The sequence below is a fragment of the Paracoccus marinaquae genome (genome assembly GCF_018860165.1).
Classification (GTDB): domain Bacteria; phylum Pseudomonadota; class Alphaproteobacteria; order Rhodobacterales; family Rhodobacteraceae; genus Paracoccus; species Paracoccus marinaquae.
The window spans coordinates 60,213-84,889 of the sequence record NZ_JAHKNG010000017.1; the positions used below are offsets into that span (position 1 = coordinate 60,213).

Below are 24,677 nucleotides of genomic sequence, written 5' to 3' on the forward strand. Positions count from 1 at the left end.
CCTATGTGAAGGTTGCCTGAAGCCGCTCGAGTGCCCAGAAGGTGGCGAGGATCCCGATGGCATAACTGGACACGAGGACGGCCCGGCCGGGGATCGGGAAGATGCGCCGAATGGCCGCGATGGTGGCCAGAACGACGGCGATGAAGATCAGCTGGCCGATCTCGATGCCGATATTGAACATCAGCAACGCCAGCGGAATGTCCCCCTGCGGAAAGCCCAGATCCAGCAACGCCCCGGCGAAGCCGAAACCGTGCAGAAGGCCAAAGAGGAACGCGACGATCCAGGGCCAGCGGATCATGGCGCTTGTCACCCCGCGTTCGCGTCGGACCGCCTCGACCGCGACCAGGGCGATGCTGGCCGCAACCAGCGTGTCGACCGGCCCGGGCGGCAGGCTGACCAGACCGAAGGTCGCCAGCGCCAGGGTGATCGAATGCGCGACGGTAAAGGCGGTGATGGTCTTCAGCAGCATCCGCCAGTCGCGGACGATCAGCAGCAGCGAGGCCACGAACAGAAGGTGATCGGTGCCCGTGAGGATATGGTCGATCCCCTGCCGCAGATAGGTCAGCGCGATGTCCAGCAGCCCGCGTTCGGGATCGATCTCGATCCAGGGCCGCGAGGGCCGCACCAGCGCCGTCGCCTGCCCGCCCCTGCCATCGCCGATGCGCACCAGAACGTCTGTGATCGTCCCCTCGAGGCCGACGAAACCGATCCGCTGGCCGGCAAGACCGCCCGGAATTTCGATCGCGCGCCGTTCGATCACCGATCCCGGCAGGGGCTGGATCTTGGGCGGTGCCAGAACCTTCGCCTCTGCCGGCAGGTCCAGCACCACGGGCAATGACATGCCCGACAGCAATGGCGTCCGCCAGATCAGCGTATAGCGATCCGCGCCCAAGGGATCGATCTGCAGATAGGCCGGCCTGACATCATGGGCGGCGGCCGGGCCAATGACCGCCACCAGCGGCAGGAACCCGAGGACCAGAGTGGCACAGAGCGCCCAGAGGCCACGCGCCGCCCGTGTCATTGCATCACCAGCGATGTCGTGCCGTTCCGGCTGCTGGCGGTCTCTTCCGACAGCAGGCCGGCGACCGACGCCGCGTCGGGCATGACGATGCTGTAGCGCGACAGCATCTCATCATAGGCGCGCTTGCGGATCTCCTGATAACGCTCTTCATGCCAGGCCGAGAGGACCGCTTCGCGCACCGAATCCAGATCCGCGATATGGCCGGCCTCCATCGAGTCGATCCAGACCAGATGCCAGCCATAGCCCGAGCGGATCGGCCCGGCCCATCGGCCCGGTTGCTGCGCATAGAGTTCGGCCGCGAAATCCGGCCCGAACTCCTTGGTGACCTCCATCGGGTTCTTGCCGCCGTAATAGTCGCGGAACATGAACGGATCCGCCAGTCCGGCCAGATCCGGATCGGCCGGCCCGGTATTGCCCAGCCGTGCCAGAAGGTCGGCCGCCGCCGCGCGCGCGCCTTCGCCGCCGCGCTTGTCGGTCGAGAAAAAGAGGTGCCGGAAATTCGCCCGCGGCTGGACGGCGAAACGTGCGGCGTTCCTGTCATACCATGCGCGCAGAACCTCGTCCGACGGCGCATCCAGGGCCGCAAGGTCGGCCAGCAGGAAATCCATCTTCTGGGCCAGCCGACGGTTGATGATCTCGTCGTTCTGGTCGAGGCCAAGGGACAGCGCCTCTCGCACAAGGACGCGCTCGACAGCCTCCTGCTGGGCAAGATCGCGCAGTTGCTCGGCGGTGGGTATGACGCGGCCCTGTGCCACGACGACCAGTGCTATCTGGCGCAGGTCGTCCTCGGTGATTTCGATCCGCAGCGGATCGGCCGGGGCCGCCACGCGTTCCGGGGCGCCTGCCGCGAAGGCGGCAAACAGGATCGCGCCGCCGATCAGAAAATGTGTCAGCGGATCACGCAGGACGGCCCGCACAAGCCGGCGCCGCGGGGGCGATTGCGAAGGGTCAGTCATGGTTCAGGTTCAGACTCGATTTGGCCTCGATGTCGGGGCTGAGATTGACATAGCTTACCGCCGCGAATTCCCCGGCCGGGTCGGCAATGGCTTCGTCGTTGAGAAGGTTCACATAGTCTTCGGTCGCGCCCCATTCCTGCCATCGGATCAGATCGGGCGCGACGAAACCGGCCATCGCCGGCCGTTCCCGGACGAAATCGCGCAGGGTCGAGACGATCCGGGCGCGCGGGATCACCGTCCCGATATCACCGTGAACCGAGAGGGCAAGCAGCGCGGCCTCGATTTCCGCAGGCCCGCGCCTGCGGTCCAGCAGGTAATGCGTCCCGATCCAGTCGACGACATCCGCCCCCCTCAGATCAAGCCGCGCCGCCAGCAGGGCGGAAAGCTGACTGGCATCGCCGGCCATCTCGCCCAGAAGCGCGTCATCCACCCAGGCCGATGCCTGATCGTCGCCGGTTGCTCCCAGCATCAGGATGAAGGCCACGCGATGCCCCGGATGCGCCTCCGCCGCGATCCGGGACATGAGATCGGCGGGGGAAAACGCCTCACCCAGTTCACGGATCGCGGCGTAGGGCGCCCGGGACAACTCGCCATGCGCCCAGGCCTCGATTTCCGGCGCCCCGCTGTCCAGATGCGGCGCGATCAGCCGCAACCTTTCCTGCCAGGCGGCAGCTTTCGCGCCGCTATCCTCGACTGCATCGGGGGAACCGGAATTTGCCAACCTGCCCAGCCAGCCGGCATGGGATGGATCGTTACGTCCCTGCCGGGACCAGAAATGCCCAAGACCGCTGCGGATCAGCAATTCCGCCTGTCCATCGGCGCCCCCCCCGGCGGGCGGAAGCTCAGTATTCAGCTGACCGATATCGACCGGCCCTTCGGCCTTCAGCGTGGCAAGGATCCGCCAGAACCCGCCGTCCTCCGAGGGCACCGCCAGAACCGCCTGGTCGGCGTCATCCAGCCGCTGCCCCGGCGCAAGATCGACGGCGGACAGGCAGATCGCGCAGGCCGCCGCCGCCCCGCCGAGGGCGGCGGCACCCACGGCGCCCAGTGCAAGGAGCCCGAGATGCCGCAGCAGTCTCATTCCGAGGCGGTGGTCGGCGAGGCCGAGGGAACCGTGGCGTCGGTGACCTCGGTGCCGAGGAAGAGGGGCGGATCGATCACCTCGTAATTCGCGTAACCGAACTCGTTGCTGCGGGCAAAGACATAACTTGGCTTGGCGGCAGCGTCCGAGCCACCATCGCCACCGTCAGGTTTCGCCGCGACCTTGTAGACGGCATAGCTGTAGTCGCGGTTGCCGAAATTGGTCACGATCTTGCCGTCGCTGATGGAATAGGCGCTGTTCGCCTCGCCGAGATAGGAATGGGCCTCGAGATCGCCGAATTCCGACGGCTGCGGAATGCGCGGATCGACATTCATGAACATCACAAGGCCCGTATCCGTCCATTGCGACTTGAGCAGACCGCCGGTCACGCTGTTCCTGAGCCACAGGAATTTCGCGGTCACAAGTTCCTTCAGCTCGTCATCGCTCAGGGCAACGGCACCCGCCTTTTCCAGATCCGCGACCGTCCGGCCTGCCGGCGCCTTCGCACGCATCTCGGCGGTTGGCGTGTACCAGATCGGCGAGGACCAGGCGCGCTCCTGCACGGTCGCGGCCACCATTTCCGGCGGCGAAACGCCCAACTCCTTGGCCTGGATGGTGGTCCAGCGCGGCGTCGGGATGGCCAATGCGCGGGCATAGTAGAAGGCATCCAGCGCAGGGTCGAAATCCGGATCGCGCCAACTGCCGATCAGCTCGGTCGCACCGCTGGTGCCGTCATAGGTGGCCGCGAGGATATCCACCGTCGATTCGATCGCGGGAACCTTGCCGGTAAAGGGCTCCGGCACCCGTTCGCCCGACCAGACGACGTCATGGACCTTCTCGAAGGACTGGCCGTCCTGCGACCATCCCTTCACGATCTGGATGCGGTCGAGGTTTTCTGCGGCGGGATCCTTGACCGCCCAGACCACGAACTCGGGCACGGGCTCGCCCGAGCGCGTCACCTGCGGCGGCGCCGGCAGGTCGGCGCCCATCGGAACCCCCTGGGCATAGGCCGCCGCCACCCAATCCTCGCGGTCGGTGATATCCCCGAGGCTCCAGCCCGAGAAGAAGCGGATCTGCATCCGCGGACCACTGGTGGCAAAGGTTTCCTTGCGCTGCATCGCCTCGAACAGCGAAGCCCGCGTGTTCTCGTCGGCCCACAGACCGGTCAGGCCGGCGGGGTTCTCGAAACGGACATCGAGGCCGGCGAAATTGTGCCCGGCCATGCGCTCCTTGGTTGTTCCGTCAAGCCGCACATGGCCGCCGAAGAAGTTGGTCTGCCGGTAGGGCACCGCGGTATTGTGCGAATCCGATCCGCCGACCACGCCGGTCTTGTAGGGGTTGTAGCCCTTGACCTGCTGCATGGTGATGCCGTCCTTCAGCGCCTGCCGCACATAGCTGCCGCCCAGCGTCACGAACCGGCCCTCCGGGTTACCAAGGAGGTAGTTCAGGATTTCGTAATTGGCGAATTCATCGGTCGGGGACAGCAGTGGATGGGTCTCGGAGGCGCCCTTGATCTGCTTGATCTCGGTCAGCTTCTCGTTGCGCATCCGCGCCTCGGCCCAAGCCTGGTCGATCGGGCGGCCCTTGAAATCGACCTCGGTGGGAAACATGATCCCCCCCGAAAGGTTTGCATTATGCGAAATCGCCAGCGCATCGTTGCCCGCCTGGCGCTGCTGATCCATCCAGTTCCACAGATCCTCGGGCGCCTGGCTTTCAAGCGAACTGTAGGGTCGGGCCGGCACCTTGGCGCAATCCTTGAAATAGACGTTGCGGTGCATGTTCCGGTAGTCCGGGTTCGAGGTCCATTCATAGGAACAGAAGGCGGTGAACTTGCCCGGCTCATTGGCCGCGTCGGCGGCCTTGTTGTTGTCCTGCCAGACCGTGTCCGAGATCTCGGGCTGCATCAGCGCCTCGATCGGCTTTTCCTCGATCATGCTGGTGCCGAGCCAGAGATAGATCCGCTGGATGTCGGCCGCATCATGCACGGCAAGCTCCTTCGCCACCGGCAGTTTGCTGATCGGCGATTGGGGGTCGTTCGACAGCCGCACGACCCCGGCATATTCGGAATGGTCGGTCACCCCCATCCAGTCGAGCGGTGTCGTGATCTGCACGTCATAGCCCAGCGGATGCTTGATCGGCTCGCCCCTGGCGTATTTCAGGGCATCGGCGGGCCCGGTGACGTGGTTGCCGAAGATATAGGCATCGAACGACCAGCTTGTATGGACATGCTGTTCGCCGAAAAAGGCCTGACGGTCCGCCGGCGACTGGGCATCCGCCGCCCCGGCCCCCAACATCGCAATCCCGACAGCCGTCGTCAGCAGCAATCCGCGCCGACCTGTCAGTGCATCACAAGCGCACATCTCTCGTTTCCTTTTTCCCGTCGGCGCCCCGGACGCCGCGCCCGGACCTTGTCGCTGATGGTGGCGCAGCCGGAAACGGAAGGCCGCCGCGAGACGACGGCCCCATCTCCAAAACCCCCAGTCAGGACCCGGTCATCATGGTATGTCTGTGCATTCTCGACCGGTCGCGCCGCAGCAGACAGGACGACGATCCGCAGTCGAATCTCCTGATGCAAAGTGAAGCACCGTCTGCCTTGGCAAACTAACCATTTTGCGCCACGAGACGCCAAATCCGCGACAGAAAGATGCGCGTCGGGAATACGCCGATACCCATGCATGACGGCGGCAGGACGGACCGGTCCGCCCCCCCAGCCGACACGGCCGCTGCGCGATTCGTCCTGAGAGGCCCTGTTCCGGGGCGGCGGGGGGCCGGGTCCGGCTCAGCCCTGCCAGCGCGGCTTGCGCTTGTCGAAGAAGGCGCCGATCCCCTCGGGGGCCTCGTCGCCTTCCCAGACCGCGACCAGCCGGTCGATGCTGTCCTCGATCACCGCCTGGTCGATCCGCGGACCCAGTGCACGGCATTGCGCCTTGGCCGCCGCGATGGCGCCCGGCGCCGCCTGCAGGAATGGCGCCACCTCGGCCTCGACCGCCGCGTCCAGTGCCTCGGGGGCGGTGCTGCGGGCCGCAAGGTTCAGCGCCACGGCCTCGCCAGCGTCAAAGAGCCGGGCCGAGAAATAGACCCGCCGCGCCCGATCCTCACCCATCCGCGCCAGAACATAGGGCCCGATCGTGGCCGGGATCAGGCCCAGCCGCACCTCGGTCAGCCCGAATTTCGCGCCCTCGGCCACGATGGCGATGTCGCAGACCGCCATCATGCCGATACCGCCGCCGAATGCATTGCCATGGACACGCCCGATCAGCGGCTTCGGCAGCAGGTTCAGGGCCGACAGCATCCCGGCCAGCACCCGCGCGCCTGCGCGCCGGGTCTCGGCATCGGCGGCGATCTGCGCCTTCATCCAGCCCAGATCCCCGCCGGCGCAGAAGCTTGCGCCCTCGCCCGCCAGCACCACCACGCGCACGGCCGGATCGGCGCCAAGCCGTGCCGTGGCCTCGGTCAGTTCCTCCATCATCTGCTGGGACAGCGCATTGTGCTTGTCGGGCCGCGCCAGCCACAGCGTCGCCACGCCGCGCGCGTCAGTCCCGATCCGGATCGTTTCAAACATCTGCACCCTCCCGCATGGCCCGCGCCATCGCGGCCGCCTGCCCGATCACATCCATGTCCAGCCCGGTCGCATAGCCCTGCGCGGCCAGATGCGCGGCCACTTGCTCGGTCGCGACATTGCCCCTGGCCCCCGGCGCATAGGGGCAGCCGCCCAATCCCCCGACTGCCGCGTCGAAGGCCCGCAGCCCGCGCGCAAGGCTGGCATCGATATTCTGCAAGGCCCGGCCCGCCGTGTCATGGTAATGCCCGGCCAGCCGGTCGGCGGGCAGTTCGTCCAGCACCGCCGTCAGCATGGCGTCAATGGTCTCGGGGCGGCCCTGCCCGATCGTCTCGCCCAGGCTGATCTCATAGCAGCCCATGTCGCGCAGCGCGGCGGCCACACGGGCGACATTTCCGGGCGGCGTCGGCCCGTCGAAGGGGCAATCCGTCACCACGCTGACATAGCCGCGCACGGGGATGCCGTCCGCCCGTGCCGCCGCCGCCACCGGGGCCAGCCGGTCAAGGCTTTCGGCGATGGTCGCGTTCAGGTTGGCCTTGCTAAAGCCTTCCGAGGCGCTGGCAAAGATCGCCACCTCGCTGGCCCGCGCCGCGCGCGCGCCCTCGTACCCCTTCATGTTCGGCGTCAGCACCGCATAGCTGACCCCGGGCAGGCGGGCGATCCCGGCCATCACCTCGGCGGCATCGCCCATCTGCGGCACCCATTTCGGGCTGACAAAGCTGGTCACCTCGATCCGCCGGAACCCGGCCCGCGACAGCAGATCGACCAGCGCGATCTTTTCCGCCGCCGGGATCAGCCGCCTTTCGTTCTGCAACCCGTCGCGCGGGCCGACCTCGAAGATTTCGACCGCCTCAGGCATTGGGCACCTCATAGAAGTCCTGCGCATAGATCTCGTCGCCGCCCGCCCGCACCAGCGCCCGCCGATAGGCCGGCCGCGCGCCCATCCGCTCGCGATAGCCCGCCAGATGCGGATAGTCGGCGATGGGCACAAAACGGAACAGCGCGTCGATATTGAAGCCCAGCATGCAATCGGCCGCCGAGAAGCCCGAGGCCAGCAGCGTGTCCCTGCCGGCCAGATGGTCCTCCAGCACCTGCGCGGTCAGCGCCAGCCGCTTTGTCTCCAGCTTCATCAGCGGGACCGAGCGGGCGCTTTCCGGGCGCAGGAAGATGTGGTGGATATTCAGCTGTTGCAGGATGTTGCCCTGCGTTTCCGCGAAATGCACCCATCCAAGGAAATCGGCGCGTTCGGCATCATCGGGCCGTGGCGCCAGCCTGCCCTCGCGCTCGGTCAGATATTGCAGGATGGCGCCGGATTCGAAGATCGCCCGGCCGTCGATCTCAAGCGCGGGGATGCGTCCCGCCGGCGACAGGGCGCGAAATTCGGGACTGCGCAACGAGCCGTCGGTCAGCGACCAGGTTTTCAGATCATACGCCAGGTCAAGTTCTTCCAGCAGCCACAGGACCCGCATGGAACGCGAGCCGGGGACGTGATGCAGGCGGATCATGCGGGTTCTTCCTCTTCCAGCCGGATCAGCGGCGCGCCGGCCTCGACCTGATCGCCCGCCGCCGCCAGAACCTCGGCCACCACGCCGTCGCGGGCGGCGGTCAGGGAATGTTCCATCTTCATCGCCTCAAGCACCGCCAGACGGTCGCCGGCCTTCACCGCCTGCCCGGCCTCGACATGCACCGATTTCACCAGTCCCGGCATCGGCGACAGGGTCAGCGCATCGCCCCCCGCAGCGCCGGTGTCGCGCGCCAGCGGGTCAAGCGGCGTCAGATGCACGGTGCGGCCGCCAAAGACGCTGACGCCGGCATCATGGCTGACGATCCGGTTGCGGCGCAGCGCCGCATCGACCCACCAGCGGTCGCCCTGCCAGCGCACCTCATGCGGCTGACCATCCAGCGTGACGCGGGCGGCCCCGGATCCCAGCACCTCCAGCACGGCCTCGCCGCCCTCCCAGGCGATGGTCCGGCGCAGCGGCTGCCACAGCGTCGCCCCGCCCCTGACCCGTGGGTCATGCAGCCCGGCCAGACCGACCACGGCCAGCGCGCGGGTGCGCGGGTCGGGTTCGGCGGCGGCGACCAGATCGTCCAGATCGCGCCCGATCAGCCCGGTATCGACCTCGCCCGCGCGGAACCCCTCATGCCGGGTCAGCGCGATCAGGAAGTCCAGATTGGTGACGCTGCCGGCCACCTCGGCATCGACCAGCGCCGATTCCAGCGCCCTGAGCGCGATGGCGCGGGTCGGGGCATGGGTTACGATCTTGGCGATCATCGGGTCATACCAGGGCGAAATCGTGTCTCCCTGCCGCACCCCGGTCTCGATCCGGGCGACCTCGGGGAACTGCAGATGCGCCAGCGTCCCGGTCGCGGGCAGGAAGCCCGCCGGGACATCCTCGGCATAGAGCCGCGCCTCGAAGGCGTGGCCGTGGATCTGCAGATCCTCCTGCCTTGCAGGCAGAGGCTCGCCACTGGCGACGCGCAATTGCCATTCGACCAGATCGACGCCGGTGATCGCCTCGGTGACGGGATGCTCGACCTGCAGCCGGGTGTTCATCTCCATGAACCAGAAGCCGTCGGCGCGCAGCCCGCCCGTGCCATCTACGATGAACTCGATCGTGCCCGCGCCCTTGTAGCCGATGGCCTCGGCCGCGCGCACGGCGGCGGCGCCCATCACCTTGCGGATCTCGGGCGTCATGCCGGGGGCCGGCGCCTCCTCGATGACCTTCTGATGGCGGCGCTGCAGCGAGCAGTCGCGTTCGAACAGATGCACGGCGCGGTGACCGTCGCCAAAGACCTGCACCTCGATATGGCGCGGCTGCAGGACGTATTTCTCGATCAGCACGTCGGGATTGCCGAAGGCGTTCCTTGCCTCGGACTGGGCCGAGGCCAGCGCATCGGCGAAATCCTTAAGGTCATCGACGCGCCGCATCCCCTTGCCGCCGCCGCCGGCCACGGCCTTGATCAGCACCGGATAGCCGATCCGCCCGGCCTCGGCGGCCAGATGGGTCGGATCCTGATCGGCGCCGTGATAGCCCGGCACGACCGGCACGCCGGCCTCTTCCATCAGCTTCTTGGCCGCGTCCTTCAGCCCCATCGCCCGGATTGCCCTGGCCGAGGGGCCGATGAAGACCAGCCCGGCAGCCTCGACCGCATCGACGAAGCCTGGGTTCTCGCTGAGGAAGCCGTAGCCCGGATGGATCGCCTGTGCGCCGGTCGCCCGCGCCGCCGCGATGATCGCATCGCCCTTCAGGTAGCTGTCGGCCGGGGCCGCGCCGCCCAGATGCACCGCCTCGTCGGCCATGGCGACATGGCGCGCGCCGCGGTCGGCATCGGAATAGACGGCGACGGTCGCCACCCCCATCCGGCGGCAGCTGTCGATGACACGGCAGGCGATCTCGCCGCGATTGGCGATCAGGATCTTGTGGAACATGACGGCTCCTGCGCTTGGCGGAGATCGCCGGGGGCTTCGCGCCCCCGGACCCCCGCGGGATATTTGCATGAAGAAGAATGGCTCATCCGAGCGCCTCTTCGAGGATTTGTGCCGTGCCGGCATCGAAGGCGACGAGGGTCACCTGCAAGGCGGCCCGGTGGTCGCGGATGGTATCGACCGCGATCCGGGCGGCACGGCCGGTCGGAAAGCCGTAGATGCCGGTCGAGATGGCCGGAAAGGCGATGCTGGAGAGGGCGTGATCCCGAGCCAGGGCCAGGCTGTTGCGATAGGCGGCGGCCAGCAGGTCGTCCTCGCCCGCCGCGCCGCCCTTCCAGACCGGCCCGACCGTGTGGATGACATGGCGCGCGGGCAGGTTGTAGGCACGGGTGATGCGCGCCTCGCCGGTCGGGCAACCACCGATCAGGCGGCATTCCGCGAGCAGGCCGGGGCCGGCGGCGCGGTGGATCGCGCCATCGACCCCGCCCCCGCCCAGAAGCGAGTTGTTGGCGGCATTGACGATGGCATCGACGGCCAGCGTGGTGATATTGCCCTGCCAGACGCGGATCACCTGCCGCCCCCCTGTTCGATCAGCGCGGCCATGGCGTCGAACCCCATGCGGCGCGCGTGCTGCAGCGGCGTCACCCCGTCGAAATCGGGGATATTCGGATCGGCGCCACCCTCGAGCAGCGCGGCCACGACCTGCTGCTGGCGCGCGCCGCCATCGCCGAGGACGACCGCCTCCATCAGCGCCGTCCAGCCCAGCCTGTTGACGTGATCGGGGTCCACCCCCGCCTTGAGCAGCGTGAGGACCGTCTCGAGATGGCCGCGTTCGGCCGCCGGGATCAGCGCCGTGCCGCCGAAGCGGTTGAGATCCGCCAGATCGGCGCCGTTCGCCAGCGTCATCAGCAGGATCTCCTGATGCCCGCGCGCGCCGGCATAGAGATAGGGAGTGTCCTCGATCCCGTCCTTGGCGTTCACATCGGCGCCCGCCTCGATCAGCATCCGCGCCGCCTCGACCTGATTGGCGCGGGTGGCGATCATCAGCGCCGTCTCGCCCTTGTCGTTGCGGGCGTCGAGCGGCGTGCCGGCCGCAATCTCGGCCTGAACCGTCGCCGCGTCGCCGTTGGCCGCGGCCTGCAGCAGCGCCGTCTCGTCTGCCTGCGCGGTGCAGGCGGCCAGAAGAAGCGGCAATACCAGATGTCTCGTCATCCGCCGCGCCCCCTACATCCGGAAGACGCCGAAGCGCGTCGGCGCGATCGGTGCGTTCAGCGAGGCCCGCAGGCTCAGCGCCAGCACGTCGCGAGTCTTGCGCGGGTCAACGATGCCATCATCCCAGAGCCGCGCCGAGGCATAGAGCGGATGGCTCTGCCGGTCGAACATCTCGATGGTCGGGCGCTTGAACTCGGCCTCTTCCTCGGGCGACCAGGTGCCGCCCTTGCGCTCGATCCCGTCGCGGCGGACGGTGGCAAGGACGCCCGCTGCCTGCTCGCCGCCCATGACCGAGATGCGGCTGTTGGGCCAGGTCCACAGGAAGCGCGGCGAATAGGCGCGGCCAGACATGCCGTAATTGCCGGCCCCGAAGCTGCCGCCGACCAGCATGGTGATCTTCGGAACCGAGGTGGTCGCCACCGCCGTCACCATCTTGGCGCCGTGCCGGGCGATGCCCTCGTTCTCGTATTTGCGGCCGACCATGAAGCCGGTGATGTTCTGCAGGAAGATCAGCGGCGTGCCGCGCTGCGAGCAGAGTTCGATGAAATGCGCCCCCTTCTGCGCGGCCTCGGAAAACAGCACGCCATTGTTGGCCACGATCCCCACCGGGCAGCCCTCGATATGGGCGAATCCGGTGATCAGGGTCTCCCCGAACCGCGCCTTGAATTCGTCGAAGCGCGAGCCGTCGACGACGCGGGCGATCACCTCGCGGATGTCATAGGGGGTGCGCAGGTCGGCCGGCACGACGCCGAGGATGTCCTCGGGGTCGTAGGCCGGGGCCTCGGGCGATTGCCAGACCACGGTTTCGGGCATGCGGCGGTTCAGGTTGGCGATGGCGCGGCGGGCCTGGGCCAGCGCATGGGCGTCATCCTCGGCCAGATAGTCCGCCACCCCCGACAGGCGCGTATGCACGTCGCCGCCGCCCAGATCCTCGGCCGTCACGACCTCGCCCGTCGCTGCCTTCACCAGCGGCGGGCCGGCGAGGAAGATCGTGCCCTGATTGCGCACGATGATGGTCACGTCGGACATGGCGGGCACATAGGCGCCGCCCGCCGTGCAGGAGCCCATCACCACGGCGATCTGCGGGATGCCCTTGGCGCTCATCTGTGCCTGGTTGAAGAAGATGCGGCCGAAATGGTCGCGGTCGGGGAAGACCTCGTCCTGATTGGGCAGGTTCGCGCCGCCCGAATCGACCAGATAGACGCAGGGCAGATGGCACTGTTCGGCGATCTCCTGCGCGCGCAGGTGTTTCTTGACCGTCATCGGGTAATAGGTGCCGCCCTTGACCGTCGCATCATTGGCCACGACCATCACGTCCTGCCCATGCACCCGGCCGATGCCGGCAATCACCCCGGCGCCGGGCGCGTCGCCGTCATACATGCCATGCGCCGCCGTCACCCCGATCTCGAGGAAGGGTGAGCCCGGATCCAGGAGGTTCGCCACCCGTTCGCGCGGCGGCATCTTGCCGCGGCTGACATGACGTTCCATCGCCCTGGGACCGCCGCCGGCCAGCACCGCCTCGGCGGCCTCGCGCGCGGTGGCCAGCAATGCCAGATGCGCCTCGCGATTGGCGCGGAAGGCATCGGAACCGGTCAGGGCCTGCGATTTCAGTTTCATCTCAGTATCCCCTCATGAACTTGAGTTCCAGCGCACGACGCGCGGTAAATTCCATCCGGCAGTTCGCCGCCGCGATGCTGCGCATGCTGCCTCCGCCCCAGCGTTCATAGGCGACGGCGCAATCGGCATCGCGAAAGGCGATCCAGGCACGCTGCGCCTTGAGCAGGGTGTCCTTCAATCCGGGCGTCTCGGCAAAGCTGTCGCGGGTCATCCCGTATTCCCGGTTCAGAAGCACGTCCCATGCCGCCGTTTCGGCCATGATGCACTGGCCGATGCCCAGTGTCGTCTCGCCCTGCTGCGTGGTCGACTGGCATGATTGCGCGGCCTGGCCCAGGCATCCCGGTGCGGTCTCGCCGGGATCCGCGGCCTCGAAACAGGCCTCAACCGCTGCCTCGTCCACGGTGAAGTCCTGTGCCTGAACCGCAAAGGGCGCAACAGCCAGAGACAGCATTGCCGGGATCATCCACGATTTCATCTCTCTTCCTCCGCCAGCTTGCGCAATTCGCGCCGCATCACCTTTCCGGTGACCGTCATCGGCAGGGCATCCAGAAAGCCGATCTCGCGCGGGTAGGAATGGGCGGCGGACAGGCGCCTGGCATGCGCCTGAAGCTCGGCCGCCAATTCATCCGATGCAGAAAATTCCCCTCGCAACACGATGTAAGCTTTGACGATTTCTGTGCGCATATCATCCGGCTTGCCAACCACGCCGACCGCCGCGACGGCCGGGTGTTTCAGCAGGCAATCCTCGACCTCGGACGGCCCGATCCGGTAGCCCGCCGAGGTGATCACGTCGTCATCGCGCCCGACAAAGCGGATGAAACCGTCCTCGATCACCCCGCGATCGCCGGTCACCAGCCAGTCGCCACGAAATTTCTGCACCGTCTCCTCGGGGCGGTTCCAGTAGCCCAGCATCATCGAGCCGGCGCCGCGGCGGATGGCGATATCGCCCTCGCCATCGCTGGCCTCGCCGGCCTCGTCGATCACCTGCACATCGAAGCCCGGCACCGCCTTGCCGATGGCGCCCGGACGCGCGGGAAACATCGAGGCGGCCGAGGACGCCACCATGTTGCATTCGGTCTGGCCGTAGAATTCGTTGATGGTCAGGCCAAAGGCCCGGCGGCCCCAGTCCAGCATCTCGGCCCCCAACGTCTCGCCGCCCGAGGCGACGCTGCGCAGGCCGGGGATGGCGACATCCGCCGCCTTCAGCATCTTCAGCGCGGTGGGTGGAAAGAAGACGTTGCGCACCCCGCAATCAGCGATCAGCCGGGCCACGGCGGCAGGGTCGAACTTGGCCATCCGGGCGGCCACCACCGGCACCCCAAGCGCCAGCGCCGGCATCGCCACATCGAACAGCCCGCCGATCCAGGCCCAGTCGGCCGGTGTCCACAGGCAGTCGCCGGGCTGGCCCAGCAGGTCGTGGCTCATCTCGACGCCCGGCAGATGGCCGGTCAGCACCCGGTGCGCATGCAGCGCACCTTTCGGCGCCCCGGTCGTGCCCGAGGTATAGATGATGACCGCCGGATCCTCGGGGCCGGTCTCACGGGTGGCAAAGGGGCCGGCTTCGGACAGCCCGTCCTCGGGAACGATCACGCGCAGATCGGGGAAGGCGCGCAGCATCTCGCGCCCCTCGGGATCGGCGATGACGGTCTTCACGCCGGCATCGCGCAGCCGCAATTCCAGCGCCTCGGGGCCAAACAGCTTGAACAGCGGCACCGAGATCGCGGCCGATTTCCACGCCGCCAGATGCGCCGCCGCCGTCCATGCGCTTTGCGTCCGCAGCACCGCGACCCGCTCGGCCGGTTCGGCGGCCAGCACATGGGCCAGCCGGTCGGTCATCCGCGCCAGATCGCCAAAGCTGACCGGGCGGGAACTGCCGTCATATTCGATGATCGCCACCGATCGGGCATCGTGGCGCAGGCATTGGTCGGCCATGTTCAGCCGCGCGGGAAAGCCCCAGCGGAAGTCGCGGCGCAGCGCCGCATGATCCGTATGGGACAGAAGCCGCCTCACTGACCATTCCCCTGATAGTCGCGCAGCCACAGATATTGCCGCGCGGTCAGCGTCAGCGCGCATTGCACGCTGGCCGGCCCGCCACCGCTGCCGCCGCCCCAGCGGCTGCGCTCGTAATCGCAGGCGGCATCGCGATAGGCGACCCAGCTGCGCTGCATCTCTCGCAGAAGCGGCGCCTGCGCGGGTGCGGCCGAACCCAGTTCCGCCATCTCGGCATCCGTCGCCTCGGCCTCGGTCATCACCGCCTGATAGGCACCGTTCAAGAGCCCGTCCCAATGGTCCAGTTCCTGCCCCAGACAATAGGTTGTGCCGGCGGTGCTGTAGGTTCCGGGGGTATTGATGCAGGGATCGGCGGCGACACCGATACAGCTTTCGGGCCGGGCGTCCTCACCCGCCTGTTCGGCCAGACAGGCATCCACCAGCCCGCCATCGAAATCCGGCCATTCGGGTTGCGCGTCCTGCGCCGCCGCCGCGGTGGCCATCAGCAGCGCCAGAACGGCTGCAAGCGCCCGCAGCATCAGACCAGCCCCATCAACTCGCGCCCGATCAGCATCCGGCGGATCTCGCTGGTGCCGGCGCCGATCTCCATCAGCTTGGCGTCGCGGAACAGGCGGCTGACCACGCTGTCATTCAGGAAGCCCGCGCCACCAAGCGCCTGCACCGCCTGATGCGCCTGCACCATGGCCTGTTCGCTGGCGTAAAGCACGGCACCGGCGGCATCCTGTCGCGTCACCCTGCCGGAATCGCAGGCCCGCGCAACCTCGTAGACATAGGCCCGCGCGGTGTTCAGCGCGACATACATATCGGCGATCTTGCCCTGCATCAGCTGGAAGGCTCCGATCGGCTGGCCGAACTGCTTGCGGTCGCGCAGATAGGGCATCACCTCGTCCAGACAGGCGGCCATGATGCCGGTGCCGATGCCCGACAGGACCAGCCGCTCGTAGTCCAGCCCCGACATCAGGACGCGCACGCCGCGGCCTTCCTCGCCCAGAATATTCTCGAAGGGGATCTCGCAATCCTCGAAGATCAGCTCGCCCGTGTTCGAGCCACGCATGCCCAGCTTGTCGAAATGCGGCGAGGTCGAGAACCCCTTCATGCCGCGCTCGACGATGAAGGCGGTGATGCCCTTGCTGCCGGCCTCGGGGTCGGTCTTGGCATAGACCACCAGCGTCTGCGCATCGGGCGCATTGGTGATCCAGTACTTGTTGCCGTTCAGCACGAAGCGGTCGTTCTTCTTCTCGGCCCGCAGCTTCATGCTGACCACGTCGCTGCCCGCCCCCTCTTCGGACATGGCCAGCGCGCCGACCGCCTTGCCGCTGCACAGACCCGGCAGGTATTTCGCGCGCTGCGCGTCGCTGCCGTTCAGCTTGATCTGGTTCACGCAGAGATTCGAATGCGCGCCATAGGACAGGCTGACCGAGGCCGAGGCGCGGGCGATCTCCTCGGTGGCGATGACATGCGCCAGATAGCCCATGCCGGCACCGCCCCATTCCTCGGGCACGGTGATGCCGAGCAGGCCGAGTTCGCCCATCTCGGTCCACAGATCGTTGGGAAATTCGTTCTTGCGATCAACCTCGGCGGCCAGCGGCTTGACCCGCTCCTGCGCCCAGCGATGCACCATGTCGCGCAGCGCGTTCACATCCTCGCCCAGATCGAATTCCATGCCCTGCGTGAACATCGCGGCGTCTCCTCCGGTTTATTGAACGATCGTTCATTTAATGCCGTTTAACGCATCGTCCGTCCCTGCGTCAAGAAAAAGCCTGCGACGGAATAGCGGATCGGTCAACATCGCCGTCTTGTCCTTGCCCGGCGAAAGGGACATCTTGCCGCCTCCGCCCGAAGCCGGCTGCGAAAGGGATGCCCATGGCCAAGCTGATGATCCTGCGCCATGCGCCGCCGCTCAGCGACGGGCGGCTGGCGGGGCGGACGGATGTCGCGGCCGATTGCAGCGATGGCGCGGCCTGCGACTGGATGCGCGCCCGGATCGGCGTATCGGGGGAGGTGCTGTGCAGCCCCGCGCGCCGCTGCCGGCAGACCGCCGCCGCGCTCGGGCTCGCGCCGGACCGGACCTGCGACTGGCTGTGGGAACAGGATTTCGGCATCTGGGAAGGGCTGGCCTATGACGCGCTGCCCGATCTGGGCGCCCTGCCCCCGGCCGGCCTGGCGGCCCATCGCCCCGAAGGCGGCGAAAGCTTCGACGACATGGCCGCGAGGATCCATGCCGGCATTTCCGGACTGGACCACGACGCGCTGCTGGTCGCCCATGCCGGCACCGTCCGCGCGGCACTGGCACTGGTGGTCGGCCCCGCGGCGCTGTCCTTCTCGGTCGCGCCGCTGTCGCTGACCGTGCTGCGCCGGGCCGGCGCGGGCTGGGCGGTCGAGGCCGTCAATGTGACCGCGCCATGATGCCGCTGACGGCGCTGATCGCGCTGATCCTCGATGCCGCCATCGGCTGGCCCGAGCCGGTTTTTCGCCGCATCGGCCATCCGGTGACATGGCTGGGGCGGCTGATCGCGACGCTGGACCGGCGCCTGAACCGTGGCGGCGGGCGGGTGGCGCGCGGCGCGGTGGCCAGCCTGCTGGTGATCGGGGCGGCGCTGCTGCCGGCGATCTGGCTGCAAGGCCTCCTTGGCCCCGTCCTAGCGGGCATCTTGGCCTGGCCGCTGGTCGCCGCCCGCTCGCTGCACGATCACCTGCGCGCGGTCGAGACACCGCTTTCGGCGGGCGATCTGGACGCCGCCCGACAGGCGACATCAATGATCGTGGGCCGCGATGTCAGCCGCGCCGATCAGGCCGCGCTGGCCCGCGCCAGTATCGAAAGCCTGGCCGAGAACGCCTCGGACGGGGTCATTGCGCCCTTGTTCTGGGCGGCGGTGGCGGGACTGCCGGGCATCGCCGCCTACAAGGCGATCAATACGCTCGATTCGATGATCGGCCACCGCACCCCGCGCCATGCCCAGTTCGGCCGCTTCGCCGCCCGGCTGGACGATGCCGCCAACTGGCTGCCTGCCCGCCTGACGGCGCTGCTGATCGCGCTGGCCGGCGGGCGCGAGGCCTGGCGGGTGGCGCGGTGCGACGCCCGCGCGCATCGCTCGCCCAATGCCGGCTGGCCCGAGGCGGCAATGGCCGGCGCACTGGCGGTGCGGCTGTCCGGGCCTCGTGCCTATGCCGACCGCATCGCCGATGAGTCGTGGCTGAATGCCGGCGCGCGGGATCCGCAGGCCGCCGATATCGGCCGCGCGCTGGCGATCTATCGCCGCGCCACCATATCCGGCGCGGCGATCCTGCTGGTGCTGGCGCTTCTGTAGCCCGCCGGCCTAGCGTTTGCGCATCGCGTCCATCAGCGCCGCCCCGAACGAGCCGTGATCCGCGCCCTTGCCGCCCGGCGAGGCCGAGGCGCCCTTCGCCTGCCGCGTCCCCTTGCCTGGCTGCTCGCGCCCGGCGCCGGAACCGGTCCGCGCCTCGGCCCCGCCACCATCCTTGCGCATGGTCAGGCCGATGCGCTTGCGCGGCACATCCACCTCGGTCACCCGGACCTTCACCACATCGCCGACCTTCACCACCTCGTTCGGATCCTTCACGAAACGATCGGCCAGCTGGCTGATATGGACCAGCCCGTCCTGATGAACGCCGATATCGACGAAGGCACCGAAGGCCGCGACATTGGTGACGGTCCCCTCCAGCGACATGCCGGGTTTCAAATCGGTGATCTCCTCGACGCCATCGGCAAAGCTGGCGGTGACAAAGCCGGGGCGCGGGTCGCGGCCGGGCTTTTCCAGTTCCGCCAGAATGTCGCGGATGGTGGGCAGGCCGAAATGCGCATCCACGAAATCTTCGGCGCGGACGGATTTCAGCGCCGCGCCATCGCCCATGATCGCGCGGATATCGCGCCCGCATGCGGTCACGATCCTGCGGGCCACGCCATAGGCCTCGGGGTGAACGGCCGAGGCATCCAGCGGCTCGTCGCCCTCACGGATCCGCAGGAAGCCCGCGCATTGCTCGAAGGCGCGCGGCCCGAGGCCCGCGACCTTCTTCAGCGCCGCACGCGAGCGGAATGCGCCTTCGGCATCGCGATGCGTCACGATGGACTGCGCGAGGGACGGCCCCAGCCCGGCGACATGGGCCAGCAGGGGGGCCGAGGCGGTGTTCAGATCGACCCCGACGGCGTTCACCGCATCCTCGACCACCGCCTCCAGCGTCTTGGCCAGTTGCCGCTGGTCCACATCGTGCTGATACTGGCCGACGCCGATGCTTTCCGGCGGCACCTTCACCAGTTCGGCCAGCGGATCCTGAAGGCGCCGCGCGATCGAGACCGCGCCGCGCAGCGACACGTCGAGATCGGGAAATTCCTTCGCCGCCAGTTCCGAGGCGGAATAGACCGAGGCCCCGGCCTCGGACACCACCACCCTAGTGGGCTGCTTCACCCCCTTCGGCAGATGTTTCAGCACCTCGCCGACCAGTCGCTCGGTCTCGCGGCTGGCGGTGCCGTTGCCGATGGCGATCAGGTCGGCGCCATGCCGCGCGATCAGCGCCAGCAGCGTGGCCTCGGCCCCGCGCAGGTCGTTCTTGGGCTGGAAGGGATAGATGGTGGCGGTATCGACCAGCTTGCCGGTCGCATCCACGACTGCGACCTTGACGCCGGTGCGGATACCGGGATCCAGACCGATGGTCGCCTTGGCCCCGGCCGGCGCGGCCAGCAGCAGGTCCTTGAGGTTGCGCCCGAAGACCCGGATCGCCTCGTCATGGGCGCGTTTGCGCAACTCGGTCAAGAGGTCGATATACATGGTGTTCGACAGCCGCACCCGCCAGCACCATCCCGCGACCTGCCGCAGCCACTGATCGCCCGGCAACTCGCCCAGCCGGCCGATGGCCCGCACCACGATCCCCTCGGCCCGCGCGGCACCCGTTTCCGGGTCGGGCGAGATGTCGATGGTCACCACTTCTTCCTTCGCCGCCCGCAGGATCGCCAGCGCCCGGTGGCCGGGAATATCGGCCCATTTCTCGCGATGGTCGAAATAGTCGCTGAACTTCGCGCCGGCCTGTTCCTTTCCGGCCACAAGCTTGGCGGCGATGAAGGCCTCGGCCCGCATGAACTCGCGCAGCGCGCCCAGCAGCGCGGCATTCTCGCTCAACTCCTCGACCAGGATATCGCGCGCCCCGTCAAGCGCCGCCTTCGCATCCGCCACCGCCTCGGTGACATAGCCTTGGGCCAGCGCCTTCGGATCGGCGGCGCGGTCGTCCTGAATGGCGCGCAACAGCGGCTCCAGCCCGTTCTCGCGGGCGATCATCGCCTTGGTACGGCGCTTGGGCTTGAACGGCAGATAGATATCCTCTAGCGCGGCCTTGGTCTCGGCCCCGGCGATGGCCCGGGCCAGATCGTCGGTCAGCTTGCCCTGCTCGCGGACCGAGTTCAGGATCGCCGCGCGCCGGGCCTCCATCTCGCGCAGGTAAGCCAGCCGTTCGGACAGGTTGCGCAGCTGCGTGTCGTCCAGCCCGCCGGTGACCTCCTTGCGATAGCGCGCGACGAAGGGCACCGTCGCCCCGCCATCCAGCAATTCGGCGGCTGCGCTGACCTGCGCCGGGCTGGCATTGATCTCGGCGGCGATGATGCGGGCAATGCGGGGGGCTGCGTCCATGCGGGTCCTCTCCTGTTCTGGAACCGCAGTCTTACCCCTGCCGCCAGCCGGCGCCAAGCATCAAGCCTCAGTCGCGGGCCAGTTCCGGCATCCGCTCGGCGGCATCGGTCAGCGCCTTCTCGGACATGCTGACACGAACCGCCTGGCGCAACGCACTGGATCGTTTCAGCACCCGCCGGAAACCGGCCTCGTCCAGTTCCAGGAGGCTGGTGGGGGTGATTGCGGTGATCTGGGCGCGTCGCGGACGGCGTGTCAGCAGGCTCATCTGCCCGAACATCTCGCCCCGGCCCAGACGGGTGGTCTGGCCGGCGATTTCCTGTTCGACCGCACCCGAGGCCACGAAGAAGACGCTGTGCGCCGAACTGTCCTTGCGCGCGATCACCTTGCCGGCATTGAAATAGCGGGTGTGCAGGGCCCGGCTGAGGCGCCGCAATTCGCCGTCGTCCAGATCGGCAAAAAGCGGGAACTGCCGCACCAGTTCCTTCTTCCGCAACGCCATGTCCAGCGCCGGCCGCCCTTCGGCCTTCTGCCTGCGCCGCCCGATATCGGCCATGAGGGCGGTGTGCAACTCGGCCCCGATCAGCCCGTCATCGCGCATGGCGGCGTATTCGCGTTCTTCTAGCCGCAGGGACGCGCGGCGGATGAAGCGGCGTTCCAGTTCCTCGGCATAGCCGGGATATTGCAGGCGCAACCCCTCCAGCGCGGTCTCGACCGCCTCGGAACGGCGGCTCAGCAATTCGTGCAGCAACTCGGCCACGCGCCGGCCATGGATCCGGCGGATACGGCTGTCGATGAATCCATCCACGTCCCGCAGGATCAGCCGCTTGGCCAGCAGCGATTCGAAACGGTCGGCGGTCATCTGCGCCAGGGGGCCGGCGATACGCAGCCGGTTCTGCAGGAAGGCGGCCGAGCGGAAGCTCGGGCCATAGCGAAGCGCCCGCCGCGCCGCGCGCTGATAGCCGAAGCGGCCGCCGCTGCGGGCCGCCTCGATCAGCCGGTCGGCCTCGAACAGCATCGTCTCGGACAGCCGGGCGCTGATCGCCCGTTCGCGGAACCGCGACAGGATCACCTCGCGTTCGTGCCCCGCCAGTGCGATCAGGCCGAGGGTGATCCGGTCACGATCGAGGATCTCGGTATTGTCCTCGGCATCGGCCCGCGCCACCGCCTGATCCAGCCGTTCCGCGAAGCGCTTCGCCTCGGAACGGACGGTCTCGCGGGTCAGATCGTAATTCTCGGTGGTGCTGGCAACCTCTTCACGCACGGTCTGCAGGGCCACGGCCACGACCTGGTTTGACAGCGCCACGTCAAGCGGCGACAGCCGGTCCAGCCCCAGCCGCGAGATCACCCATCTGAGCGTGGTCCCCTGCACCATCAGCGTGAACAGGGTGAATCCAGTGGCAAGGATGCCGACCAGCCGTTTCGTCTCGACCGGCACGCGCAGGCTTTCGGTCACCGCCAACGCCAGCGCCAGCGTCACCGCCCCGCGCAGCCCGCCCCAGAGGATGGCGACGCGGTAGGGCCGCTCGATCACCGGCGAGAGTTTCGTCATCGATAGAAGCGGCATCAACCCGAAGAGGATCACCGCCCGGGCAAGGAAGGCGGCCAGGATCACCACCAGGATCAGCGCATAGTCGCCCGGCCGCACCTCGCCCATCAGCCGAGGTATCAGCAGCGCTGCCAGAATGAAGATCAGGGCCCCCGCCCAATGCGCCAAAAGCGCCCAGATCTCGCGCAGGTTGGTCCAGAACGCGGGCGCCAACCGCGCCGGTCCCATCAGGTTCAGCGTCAGACCGGTGGCAACGACGGCGATCACGCCCGAGGCCCCCAGCAACTGTTCGGTGCCGATATAGGCCAGGTAGGGCGCCGCCACCGAAACGGAAAGCTGCGCCAGCTCATAGCGGGCAAACCAGTGCATCAACTGCAGCGCCGCGCGGGCCGCGATCATGCCGCCCAGGGCGCCGCCGCCCAAAAGCCAGGGAAAGCTCCACAATGCACCGCCCAGATCCGGGTCGGGCACGCCCAGCATCACGAAGCTCATGAACAGGCCGAACAGCGCGATGGCGGCGGCGTCGTTCAAGAGGCTCTCGCCCTCGATGATGCGCGCCAGCCGGCGCGGCGCCGAGAGCGAGCGGAAGATGCTGACGACGGCCGAAGGGTCGGTGGTCGAGACGATCGAGCCGATCAGCAGGCAGACCACCAGCGGCAGCCCGCTGACCCAGGACAGCGCATAGCCGATGGTCAGCGTCGCCACCACGACCGCCACGACGGCAAGGGTCAGGATCGGCACCCAGTCGTCCAGCATCCGCCGGACATTCATCTCCAGCGTGGCCTGGAAGATCAGGGTCGGCAGGAAGACGTAGAGGAACACGTTCGACCGGATCGGCAGCGCCAGAATCGCCTCGGCCACCGGGTTCAGCGCATCGGTCACATCGGTGCGCAGGAAGAAGACGGCACCGCCGCCGATCAGGATGCCCAGCACGGCGAGGATCACGGTGTAGGGCAAGGACAGCCGTGCCGCGAGCGGCTCGGCCATGGCGATGACGACGAAAAGCGAGGCAATGACGGCAGTCAGCAGAACGATGTCCATGTCCCAGCGATAACTGCAAAATCCGCGCCCGTGAATATCGCCCGGCGGACCCCGCCACGATTTTTCGTGAATGACGGATCGCCTGCCGCGCATCACGGCCATCTCGCCACCGGAGCGCGATGGGCGACAATCAACTCTTGACAGAGCTTCCCGGCCCGACAACCTTAAGACGAAAAGCACTTTCTGGGCCGGGCGGAAAGCACGGACACGACCGTCAGAAGCACGTTTTCTTGGCGCTGGTGCGATCAGGCGGCCATCTCGGCGGAGCCGAAACCGTTGATCAGACGTTCCTAAAGTGGAAGATTAAAAACCGTCATCGGGGGGCCGTCCTGCTACTCCGTTTTTCTCAATGAGAAAGGTTCCAGAGTGTTAAAGAGATCATTTGAGAAGATCATAATCTTCACGCGTCGAAACAAAATCATACTTCTAGCCCTTCTGATCTTCTCCCTGCTATGGGATGCCGCTCTGGTTAAGCAAGGCTCTGGTGGCTGGATGTTCGGGGGAGCCGCTGGCGGAGCAGCTGCGGGCGGATATGCTGCTTCACTTGTGGGGGGGATCGGCATCGTCGCAATGGGTTCTGGTGTTGGTATCCCCGCTGCTGCGGTAATTGGCTTAGGAGCGCTTTTTGGAGGAGCTGTAGGCGCCGCGACAGGAGGAGGAATTGGCGCTTTGCTGCGGGACCAGGTTGTAGATCTGCCAACGCTGTTTCTAGTCTTTTGCATGTCGCTTGGCGCGGCGGTCGTTTTCATATTCACCGCAAGAGTACTTCGCGCATTCGGTCGTGCAGCGCGGTTCCGACTTGGTGCAATTTGGGCCAACATAAGAGGAAAAAGCTCATAAGCGATGGGCGTTGTTGCAGAACTCTGGCGGTGAAGGATTCACATCACGGATCCATTTGGTTAGACGGGCTGCATGAGCAAGCCCACACCCGCCCGCTACCGCACGACGAACTGGTCCAGCTACAGCGCCGCGCTCCGCAAGCGTGGTTCGCTGCTGGTCTGGCCGGACAAGGAGACGGCTTGGCACGCGCCGCATGAGGGTCGATCGGGGCGCCCGCCGGTCTTCTCGAACGCAGCGATCCAGTTCTGTCTGTCGATCAAGGTACTGTTCAAACTGCCGCTTCGGCAAATCGAGCCATGAGAACGCCACTGGTTCGAGTGACCATGGCGAGGGGGGATGGTTGCTAGTCTCCTGCGCCTGGCGGGACTGGACTGGCCCGTTCCGGATTACTCCACGCTCTGCCGCCGTCGGAAGACCCTGGCCGTGCAAATCCCGTATCGCCGCACCGACGGGCCTCTAAACCTGCTCGTAGACAGCACCGGCATCAAGTTCCTCGGCGATGGCGAATGGCAGGCCCGAAAGCACGGTGTTCAGGGGCGGCGCCAGTGGCGCAAGGTGCATCTCGCGATAGATACGGATACCTCCTACATCCGCACGGCATTGATGATGTGACCGCCCCCCGACGGCATCTCTGTGCCAAGGTGGGTCTGCGATGATCCACAACGGAGGACGGTCATGTCGGAGATTATCACGGTCGGGCTCGATCTGGCGAAGAATGTGTTCCAGGT

19 protein-coding genes and 1 pseudogene are annotated in these 24,677 nt (G+C 67.3%); 3 read left to right on the forward strand and 17 right to left on the reverse strand.

Annotated elements, in window-relative coordinates; genetic code table 11:
• Position 1 precedes the first annotated feature (1 nt).
• The 15 genes from KNW02_RS11280 to KNW02_RS11350 form a co-directional block, all read right to left on the reverse strand.
• A complete protein-coding gene (locus tag KNW02_RS11280; protein ID WP_216033368.1) occupies positions 2 to 1,021 on the reverse strand; it encodes a HupE/UreJ family protein in 1,020 nt (339 codons plus the stop codon).
• Positions 1,018 to 1,977 (reverse strand): peptidyl-prolyl cis-trans isomerase, encoded by a 960-nt coding sequence (locus KNW02_RS11285; RefSeq protein WP_216033369.1) that lies wholly within the window; start codon positions 1,975 to 1,977, stop codon positions 1,018 to 1,020. Before KNW02_RS11285 ends, KNW02_RS11280 begins: the two co-directional genes overlap by 4 nt.
• On the reverse strand, positions 1,970 to 3,058 hold the full coding sequence (locus tag KNW02_RS11290; protein WP_216033370.1) for a hypothetical protein: 1,089 nt from the start codon (positions 3,056 to 3,058) through the stop codon (positions 1,970 to 1,972). The genes KNW02_RS11285 and KNW02_RS11290 overlap by 8 nt, the downstream gene beginning before the upstream one ends.
• The gene (locus tag KNW02_RS11295; RefSeq protein ID WP_216033371.1) at positions 3,055 to 5,382 is read right to left on the reverse strand and encodes a DUF3604 domain-containing protein; all 2,328 of its coding nucleotides are present in this window, start codon (positions 5,380 to 5,382) and stop codon (positions 3,055 to 3,057) included. The genes KNW02_RS11290 and KNW02_RS11295 overlap by 4 nt, the downstream gene beginning before the upstream one ends.
• Before the next feature lie 455 nt (positions 5,383 to 5,837).
• Positions 5,838 to 6,620, reverse strand: a complete 783-nt coding sequence (locus KNW02_RS11300) for a crotonase/enoyl-CoA hydratase family protein (RefSeq protein WP_216033372.1) — start codon at positions 6,618 to 6,620, stop codon at positions 5,838 to 5,840.
• Positions 6,613 to 7,476 (reverse strand): hydroxymethylglutaryl-CoA lyase, encoded by an 864-nt coding sequence (locus tag KNW02_RS11305; RefSeq protein ID WP_216033373.1) that lies wholly within the window; start codon positions 7,474 to 7,476, stop codon positions 6,613 to 6,615. The genes KNW02_RS11300 and KNW02_RS11305 overlap by 8 nt, the downstream gene beginning before the upstream one ends.
• The gene (locus KNW02_RS11310) at positions 7,469 to 8,122 is read right to left on the reverse strand and encodes a glutathione S-transferase family protein (RefSeq protein WP_252733736.1); all 654 of its coding nucleotides are present in this window, start codon (positions 8,120 to 8,122) and stop codon (positions 7,469 to 7,471) included. Before KNW02_RS11310 ends, KNW02_RS11305 begins: the two co-directional genes overlap by 8 nt.
• On the reverse strand, positions 8,119 to 10,050 hold the full coding sequence (locus tag KNW02_RS11315; protein WP_216033374.1) for an acetyl-CoA carboxylase biotin carboxylase subunit: 1,932 nt from the start codon (positions 10,048 to 10,050) through the stop codon (positions 8,119 to 8,121). Before KNW02_RS11315 ends, KNW02_RS11310 begins: the two co-directional genes overlap by 4 nt.
• An 82-nt stretch (positions 10,051 to 10,132) precedes the next feature.
• Positions 10,133 to 10,618, reverse strand: a complete 486-nt coding sequence (locus tag KNW02_RS11320) for an O-acetyl-ADP-ribose deacetylase (protein ID WP_216033375.1) — start codon at positions 10,616 to 10,618, stop codon at positions 10,133 to 10,135.
• Complete coding sequence (locus KNW02_RS11325) at positions 10,615 to 11,259, reverse strand: ankyrin repeat domain-containing protein (protein WP_216033376.1); 645 nt, start codon at positions 11,257 to 11,259, stop codon at positions 10,615 to 10,617. The genes KNW02_RS11320 and KNW02_RS11325 overlap by 4 nt, the downstream gene beginning before the upstream one ends.
• Before the next feature lie 12 nt (positions 11,260 to 11,271).
• Positions 11,272 to 12,876, reverse strand: a complete 1,605-nt coding sequence (locus KNW02_RS11330; RefSeq protein ID WP_216033377.1) for a carboxyl transferase domain-containing protein — start codon at positions 12,874 to 12,876, stop codon at positions 11,272 to 11,274.
• Between the two features lies 1 nt (position 12,877).
• Positions 12,878 to 13,351 (reverse strand): lysozyme inhibitor LprI family protein, encoded by a 474-nt coding sequence (locus KNW02_RS11335; RefSeq protein WP_216033378.1) that lies wholly within the window; start codon positions 13,349 to 13,351, stop codon positions 12,878 to 12,880.
• Positions 13,348 to 14,949, reverse strand: coding sequence for an AMP-binding protein (locus KNW02_RS11340; RefSeq protein WP_216033379.1), 1,602 nt, complete (start codon positions 14,947 to 14,949; stop codon positions 13,348 to 13,350). The genes KNW02_RS11335 and KNW02_RS11340 overlap by 4 nt, the downstream gene beginning before the upstream one ends.
• Positions 14,883 to 15,404, reverse strand: coding sequence for a lysozyme inhibitor LprI family protein (locus KNW02_RS11345; protein ID WP_252733737.1), 522 nt, complete (start codon positions 15,402 to 15,404; stop codon positions 14,883 to 14,885). The genes KNW02_RS11340 and KNW02_RS11345 overlap by 67 nt, the downstream gene beginning before the upstream one ends.
• Positions 15,404 to 16,564: an isovaleryl-CoA dehydrogenase gene (locus KNW02_RS11350; RefSeq protein WP_216033380.1), complete on the reverse strand. Its 1,161-nt coding sequence runs from the start codon at positions 16,562 to 16,564 to the stop codon at positions 15,404 to 15,406. Before KNW02_RS11350 ends, KNW02_RS11345 begins: the two co-directional genes overlap by 1 nt.
• 185 nt (positions 16,565 to 16,749) lie before the next feature.
• Here KNW02_RS11350 and KNW02_RS11355 point away from each other — a divergent pair, with 185 nt between their 5' ends.
• Both KNW02_RS11355 and cbiB read left to right on the forward strand, forming a co-directional pair.
• Positions 16,750 to 17,292 (forward strand): histidine phosphatase family protein, encoded by a 543-nt coding sequence (locus KNW02_RS11355; RefSeq protein WP_252733738.1) that lies wholly within the window; start codon positions 16,750 to 16,752, stop codon positions 17,290 to 17,292.
• Entirely contained in the window at positions 17,289 to 18,194 is a 906-nt protein-coding gene (gene cbiB, locus KNW02_RS11360) for an adenosylcobinamide-phosphate synthase CbiB (protein WP_431356755.1), read from the forward strand. The genes KNW02_RS11355 and cbiB overlap by 4 nt, the downstream gene beginning before the upstream one ends.
• A gap of 9 nt (positions 18,195 to 18,203) precedes the next feature.
• On the opposite strand, the gene KNW02_RS11365 is transcribed toward cbiB, so the two are convergent.
• Positions 18,204 to 20,522: a Tex family protein gene (locus tag KNW02_RS11365; RefSeq protein WP_216033382.1), complete on the reverse strand. Its 2,319-nt coding sequence runs from the start codon at positions 20,520 to 20,522 to the stop codon at positions 18,204 to 18,206.
• A 67-nt stretch (positions 20,523 to 20,589) separates the two neighbouring features.
• Positions 20,590 to 23,109, reverse strand: coding sequence for a cation:proton antiporter (locus tag KNW02_RS11370; protein WP_216033383.1), 2,520 nt, complete (start codon positions 23,107 to 23,109; stop codon positions 20,590 to 20,592).
• Positions 23,110 to 24,021: 912 nt separating this feature from the next.
• Between KNW02_RS11370 and KNW02_RS11375 the strand changes: the two are divergent.
• Positions 24,022 to 24,561 (forward strand): annotated as a pseudogene (locus tag KNW02_RS11375) (IS5 family transposase).
• Positions 24,562 to 24,677 lie beyond the last annotated feature (116 nt).

Coding starts and splice junctions, on each gene's coding strand:
- KNW02_RS11280 (WP_216033368.1), bottom strand. CDS start 1,021: ATGACACGGGCGGCGCGTGGCCTCTGGGCGCTCTGTGCCACTCTGGTC.
- KNW02_RS11285 (WP_216033369.1), bottom strand. CDS start 1,977: ATGACTGACCCTTCGCAATCGCCCCCGCGGCGCCGGCTTGTGCGGGCC.
- KNW02_RS11290 (WP_216033370.1), bottom strand. CDS start 3,058: ATGAGACTGCTGCGGCATCTCGGGCTCCTTGCACTGGGCGCCGTGGGT.
- KNW02_RS11300 (WP_216033372.1), bottom strand. CDS start 6,620: ATGTTTGAAACGATCCGGATCGGGACTGACGCGCGCGGCGTGGCGACG.
- KNW02_RS11305 (WP_216033373.1), bottom strand. CDS start 7,476: ATGCCTGAGGCGGTCGAAATCTTCGAGGTCGGCCCGCGCGACGGGTTG.
- KNW02_RS11310 (WP_252733736.1), bottom strand. CDS start 8,122: ATGATCCGCCTGCATCACGTCCCCGGCTCGCGTTCCATGCGGGTCCTG.
- KNW02_RS11315 (WP_216033374.1), bottom strand. CDS start 10,050: ATGTTCCACAAGATCCTGATCGCCAATCGCGGCGAGATCGCCTGCCGT.
- KNW02_RS11325 (WP_216033376.1), bottom strand. CDS start 11,259: ATGACGAGACATCTGGTATTGCCGCTTCTTCTGGCCGCCTGCACCGCG.
- KNW02_RS11330 (WP_216033377.1), bottom strand. CDS start 12,876: ATGAAACTGAAATCGCAGGCCCTGACCGGTTCCGATGCCTTCCGCGCC.
- KNW02_RS11335 (WP_216033378.1), bottom strand. CDS start 13,351: ATGAAATCGTGGATGATCCCGGCAATGCTGTCTCTGGCTGTTGCGCCC.
- KNW02_RS11340 (WP_216033379.1), bottom strand. CDS start 14,949: ATGCGCGCTGACGCTGACCGCGCGGCAATATCTGTGGCTGCGCGACTA.
- KNW02_RS11345 (WP_252733737.1), bottom strand. CDS start 15,404: ATGCTGCGGGCGCTTGCAGCCGTTCTGGCGCTGCTGATGGCCACCGCG.
- KNW02_RS11350 (WP_216033380.1), bottom strand. CDS start 16,564: ATGTTCACGCAGGGCATGGAATTCGATCTGGGCGAGGATGTGAACGCG.
- KNW02_RS11355 (WP_252733738.1), top strand. CDS start 16,750: ATGGCCAAGCTGATGATCCTGCGCCATGCGCCGCCGCTCAGCGACGGG.
- cbiB (WP_431356755.1), top strand. CDS start 17,289: ATGATGCCGCTGACGGCGCTGATCGCGCTGATCCTCGATGCCGCCATC.
- KNW02_RS11365 (WP_216033382.1), bottom strand. CDS start 20,522: ATGGACGCAGCCCCCCGCATTGCCCGCATCATCGCCGCCGAGATCAAT.
- KNW02_RS11370 (WP_216033383.1), bottom strand. CDS start 23,109: ATGGACATCGTTCTGCTGACTGCCGTCATTGCCTCGCTTTTCGTCGTC.